Origin of the sequence: Okeania sp. SIO2B9, from assembly GCF_010672505.1 — a bacterium.
Lineage (GTDB): Bacteria > Cyanobacteriota > Cyanobacteriia > Cyanobacteriales > Microcoleaceae > Okeania > Okeania hirsuta.
In genome coordinates this window covers 1-4,941 of record NZ_JAAHGK010000510.1, presented here as the reverse complement: position 1 = coordinate 4,941, position 4,941 = coordinate 1, and the positions used below count along the sequence as shown (strand labels likewise).

Below are 4,941 nucleotides of genomic sequence, written 5' to 3'. Positions count from 1 at the left end.
CGATCGTCAAAAATTAACTTTTCTTTTGTTGATTCTTTTGTTCTAGAACAATTTCTTTCATCGCTTGAAATGAACGAGAATTTGATGCACCTTCAATAGCTTTCACTGCTAAATCTTGAACCTGTGTCAAGGTGGAATCTAATTGTGCAGATAAATTTTTAATTCGTTGCTCTTGATTTTGAATTGTCTGTTGTAAAGATTGAATCCGTAGTTCATAAAATTGCTTTTCTCCTTCTACTTCTTTTGCCAATAAATCAGATTTAACTTTCGCCTGGTAAGTACCAATATTTCGCCCATTTTCCTTACCGTTATTAATATTAGACTCTAGTTCTTTTTTAAAGTTTTCTACCTCAGTTTTTACCTGTGCAAATTCTTTTTCCCGTTCAGAAATAGACTGCTCTCTTTCAGACCATATTTTCTCTTGTTGCTGTTGAAATTCTTCTAACTCCTTATACAAATTTTTCTTGTTTTGTTCATACTGGTCAATATCTAGATTGTGTTGCAAATTCAAGTCATATTTATAAGTTTCTTCATCTCGTTGGCGAGTTTTATTCTGCTGTTCATTTCGTTCTTTTATTGTGCGTTGATATTCCTGTTGTTCCTTTGACCAAGTTTGTTTACTTGACTCTATTTCTTGTTGTAATTCTTCCTGGCGATCGCTAAATTCTGTCTCGAATTCTTTGGCGCTTTGTTCATACTGTTGAATCAAATCATCTAAAGTATTTTCCTCGATATTTTCTAAACTATGCAAATTGTTTAATTGTTGAATTTCTTCTGTCACTTGCTGTCGAACTTCTTCTAATTTAGTTGCTTCTGAAGTAAGTTTTTCTGATAATTCGCTGATAGCTCCACCAAAGCCATTTTGCACCATCAACAAATTTTCAATTGTGTACTGCATACTTGGTTTGTTACAAGTTTGATTTAAGTTCATAAATTTTGCAACTTCTTTTTCTGGTTTTTTTGATATTGAATCTACAGAGGTTTTACCTGTAGTTTTACTTTCCTGACTTAGCTGATCTATTTCTGCTTCTAGGGCAGACTTTTCTTTTTTTAGTTCTGCAAAAGCTTCTAAAATTTCAGCCTTAGTATTTTTATAATTAACTCTTTTAGCCATGTGTTTTCTCCTGTTAAACTTGAAATTATTCGATTGATTTGAGCTGGAATATAGGTGGAAAAATTTGGTATAAATACCACCTAAATATTTATACCAATTGAAATAGCAGTCAGCAGTCAGCAGTCATATCAAATCCACTTAATTGAACATAAAAAAATTCTCTAATTGCCATAACTACACTCATCTTTTTAATTCTTTCTTCTCCTGAATTCTGAATTCTAAAGACTTAACCATTCTATAACTGTTTAACCGGAAATGAGGGATTTAAACCCCGATAAAAACGCACCACAGGCTTTTTCAAATGTAAGCAAACAGCCGTCAGGTATTAGCTATCAGCTATTAATTTTGGGTCTGTGTAAAAGCAACCTTTGAGATTGAAAAAGAATAAAAAGTTACTGCCATGCGTCCCTGGACAAAACCTAAGAAGTAATTATTCATTACTAATTGCTGATAACTTAATTATTACTTTCAAATATAGTGGAGGACTTAAACCCTTAGATTTTTAGCTGATAGCTAAATGCTTACGAGCTACTAGATAGAGTAGACAAATTTTAGGGTTGCTGAATGGCTATATGATGAATGTAGTTTATAGCTTTTATCACAGTCGAAGAAAAGGTTAAAACTCAGAAAGCGTAAGGTAAGGATTCAGCTACTAGCTGTTAGCTATCAGCAACAATATTCTCTGCTTAAAGGACAGTGTTTAAATTAACAACTGACTTTAAGGACAAGGGAGGTAACTTTTTTAGTAAGACAGTTAATAAAGGTATTATCCTAAACTAAAAGTACAATAGCTGATAGCTGATGGCTGACAACTGAATGCTTACAGCGTAAGATTTTTTCTTCTTCCTTCTTCCTTCTTCCTTCTCCCTTCTTCCTTCTTCCTTTCAACAACAACTACTTAGCTTGAGCGCCATTATTAGAACTAGCAAAAGCTCTCATCGCTAAATCTTGTGCTTGCTTCATTCCCGCTTGTAACTGAGTGGAAATATCGTTAATTTGTTCAGTTTGTCGCTCAATTGTTTCTTCTAAAGATTCAATCTTTAACTCATAACCATTCTTCATTCCTTCCCACTCTTTGGCAAATAAATCTTCTTTAACTTTTGCCTGTCGGGTTGCTTCTTTAATTGCATCATCTTTCGCTTTCACATAAGCCTGCTTCAACTCTTCTTCAAAACCTTCAACTTTCTGTCTGTTTTCTTCAAATTCAGCTTGATTTTCTGCCAAATAACTTTCTCTTTCCTGCCATTTTTTTTCCTTCTCTTGATTTAACTCCTGTAATTCTCGTTCCAAATTCCGCTTCGTTTCTTCATATTCATCCATTTCAATTTTACGCTGATGTTCCAATTCATATTGATAGTCAGCAGCTTCATTTTCTCGTTGTTTAATTAACAATTGATTTTCTTCCTCAATTGCTGCTTCATACTCTTGTTGTTCCTTTTGCCAAGCTTTTCGCTTAGTAGTCATATCCTTTGATATATTTTCTTGATGTTCGCTAAAATTCTGCTCTAGAAATCCTAACTTTTCTTGATGTTCTTGAGTTAAAATATGTAGTGCATCAGCAACAACACGAATTTTTTGTAACTCTTGTAGATGTTGATTTTCAATTTCAATTGCAAGCTTTAATTCCTCAAGTTTAGTAGATTCTTGATGCAAATTGTCTAATAACTGATTAACAATACTACCAAAATCTAATTGTAAATCAGCCAAACCTTTAACAATACTATCTGCAGTATAAGTAGCAGCAGTTTCTAGGATTTGTTTCCCTTTTTCTTTCTCTGCTTCCTCCTCCTTAGTTGCTACTTTTGATGCAAGATTTTTCCTGGCAGCTAAAATTTCTTCAAATGATTTCATCACTCTAAATTTGCTACTTTCTGATGCAGTTTGTGTCATTTTTTTTCTCCATAATGTTGATAATTTTACTCGCTTCATCTCCATAAATCACTCGCTGTTTGCGGAGCATGAACTTAGGAAATGCTAACTGTTTAAATGCCGTTTGCGGAAAATTCCGTCACGAAACGCTTTTTAATGTGATACAGTAACAACTAACCCAATAATTGAGATTTAAAGCCTTTCCTTTAAAGGATAAACAAGAAAACATTTTCATTTTAGTCAATCCTTTTCTTTTCAAAGAAGGGTAATTATTAATTATTAATTATTAATTATTAATTGTTGAACCCAGTTTCCGAAGTTGCTTCAAAATATCTTCATATTCTTGGGCAGTATTTAATTTTTTCCTAGTCGTTTCTGGTGCTAATCACTTAAGAGTTTTCTGGCATTTTTCACAGCGATTTCCTTTCCAGCAGCAACAATCATCTACTAACTCTAAAAGAGTCGATTTTAAGCGACTATTTTATGTCAGTAATGCCTGGTAGTTATTTTGAATAGATTCAACAACTAAACTAATATGTTGTAAATCTTGACTGAAGTTTTCCAGGTCATTAATAGCATCAGTTCTAATTTGATGTTTAACTTCTAATTTTCCCCGTAAACTATCTTCCCATTCCTGGGTTTGTGGTGTTTTTGCACCCTGATGAATCCTGAATTTAGCAATTTTACTCATTTGTACCTCTTTAAGTTTTCCCGATGTTTTTTATTGGCATAAAACTACAAAAACTTTCAAGCTAAAAGCTGTAAATAGAGACGCAAAAAATTCATCAACAGCCTTTGGCTGGAAGTCACGAAGACCTCCTCAGGAGTCAATTGATTCTGTCTCCTGACTCCTGACTCCTGACTCCTTCTTCAAGAAGATAATGCAGCAGCTAAAGACTCATTTCCCTGTGGTAACGCTTGATCATTACTAACATTTAAACTCAGCGAATAATTTTGTTCGCTATTAGTATGAGCTACCATCAAATTAGCAGTTTCTTCAGCAGATAAATTATCTAAGCAAACCATCTTTCTAGTTCCTTCTAAATCAATCATTCTTGAAAGATTATTTTCGTCAGAAAGCACTGCTGCTGCCTGCTGAATAATCGACCAATCTGTACGTTCTTGCCAACGCCATTTTAAGCTATAATAATTGATGGGTTTTACTACACCATTTTCATCTGGTTTCTGACCGCTATGCTTGACAAATTCAGGAAGAAAAATCCCTGTTGCTGGCTCCACTCCTTGACTTTGAACTGAAGCAATTAAACGATTAAAATCATTCAAAGAACGACCTTTAATATATGTCACCATTAACACTCCATGAGGTAATTCTCCTGACTCAGCAATAAACCAGATTTGACCCCATAATGTATTAATTGTTTGACCTAAATTGCCGAAAAACTTGCTAAACTTGATGATTGTCATTGAAACTTTAGAACCATAATCTGTGTCTCCAATCACCCATTGTCCTGACTGACAATTATTACGAACTGCAATAGGAATTTCTGGTACTAATAAAGCTTGTTTCGGTTTAGCTCCAAACACATAAATTTTTGCTTTAACATTAGAATTAGACATCTTTTATTTCCTTGAATTTTATTTTTTTCCTGCTTTGAAGAAAGTAGTAGGTTATATAACAGGCAACAGTGAGAAAAGTATCTCTGGCGTCTTACGGTTCATCATCAACATAAGTCAAACACCAACTCGTTCCTTGCTATGGTGAAACCATTGCCTGTTCAACCATCTCCGCGTCACCGCGTCCCCGCGTCCCCCCATCTCCCCATCTCCATCTCCCCATCTCCCCATCTCCCCATCTCCCCATCTCCCCATCTGAGAAAAGTATCTCTGGCGTCTTACGGTTCATCATCAACATAAGTCAAACACCAACTCGTTCCTTGCTATGGTGAAACCATTGCCTGTTCAACCATCTCCGCGTCACCGCGTCCCCGCGTCCCCCC

At 34.9% G+C, this 4,941-nt stretch carries 5 protein-coding genes; all 5 read right to left on the bottom strand.

Annotated elements, in window-relative coordinates:
- Positions 1-13 precede the first annotated feature (13 nt).
- Positions 14-1,114, bottom strand: coding sequence for a hypothetical protein (locus F6K13_RS17980; protein ID WP_287287937.1), 1,101 nt, complete (start codon positions 1,112-1,114; stop codon positions 14-16).
- Between the two features lie 894 nt (positions 1,115-2,008).
- Complete coding sequence (locus tag F6K13_RS17975; RefSeq protein WP_124145610.1) at positions 2,009-3,004, bottom strand: hypothetical protein; 996 nt, start codon at positions 3,002-3,004, stop codon at positions 2,009-2,011.
- A gap of 460 nt (positions 3,005-3,464) precedes the next feature.
- A complete protein-coding gene (locus tag F6K13_RS17970; protein WP_240038999.1) occupies positions 3,465-3,674 on the bottom strand; it encodes a hypothetical protein in 210 nt (69 codons plus the stop codon).
- Between the two features lie 179 nt (positions 3,675-3,853).
- A complete protein-coding gene (locus tag F6K13_RS17965; RefSeq protein ID WP_124145609.1) occupies positions 3,854-4,561 on the bottom strand; it encodes a hypothetical protein in 708 nt (235 codons plus the stop codon).
- A gap of 136 nt (positions 4,562-4,697) precedes the next feature.
- On the bottom strand, positions 4,698-4,850 hold the full coding sequence (locus F6K13_RS17960) for a hypothetical protein (RefSeq protein WP_161565050.1): 153 nt from the start codon (positions 4,848-4,850) through the stop codon (positions 4,698-4,700).
- Positions 4,851-4,941: the final 91 nt, after the last annotated feature.

Bases quoted from the DNA above. Each gene is read 5' to 3' on its own strand.
- F6K13_RS17980 (WP_287287937.1), bottom strand. From the start codon at position 1,114: ATGGCTAAAAGAGTTAATTATAAAAATACTAAGGCTGAAATTTTAGAA.
- F6K13_RS17975 (WP_124145610.1), bottom strand. From the start codon at position 3,004: ATGACACAAACTGCATCAGAAAGTAGCAAATTTAGAGTGATGAAATCA.
- F6K13_RS17970 (WP_240038999.1), bottom strand. From the start codon at position 3,674: ATGAGTAAAATTGCTAAATTCAGGATTCATCAGGGTGCAAAAACACCA.
- F6K13_RS17965 (WP_124145609.1), bottom strand. From the start codon at position 4,561: ATGTCTAATTCTAATGTTAAAGCAAAAATTTATGTGTTTGGAGCTAAA.
- F6K13_RS17960 (WP_161565050.1), bottom strand. From the start codon at position 4,850: ATGATGAACCGTAAGACGCCAGAGATACTTTTCTCAGATGGGGAGATG.